Below are 389 nucleotides of genomic sequence, written 5' to 3' on the forward strand. Positions count from 1 at the left end.
CCATCAGCTTTGGTGTCGTAACGCACGCCGCCCGCCTCAGAAGACTTCAACTGCGCAACGTTAACAGCATCGGTAGCATTTTTACCTGCAGCAACGTTAGTAATACGGCGTTGGTTAGTGGAAGAACCTACAGAGATTGTATTTTCTTCATCTGCAACGGAACCGGTACCCAGTGCGACGCTGTTGTCAGCGGCAGCAATGGAGCCGGAACCAATCGCGACGCTATCTTTACCCTGGGCGTTGGCATCTACGCCATCGGTGTTGGTCTTGAAGTACTTGGTGCTACCGGTGGTTACAATGTCGCCAATACCGTTTTCGATATTAGTAACGCGAGTATCCAGATTAGTGACCTGATTGTTCAGGTTAGTAATGCTCTGGGTATTTTGCGC

1 pseudogene is annotated in these 389 nt (G+C 50.1%); it reads right to left on the reverse strand.

Annotated elements, in window-relative coordinates:
- Nucleotides 1-389: pseudogene (locus M3182_RS25820) on the reverse strand (hypothetical protein); the annotation flags it as partial.

Origin of the sequence: Mesobacillus maritimus (genome assembly GCF_023715205.1) — a bacterium.
Lineage (GTDB): Bacteria > Bacillota > Bacilli > Bacillales > Cytobacillaceae > Mesobacillus_B > Mesobacillus_B maritimus_C.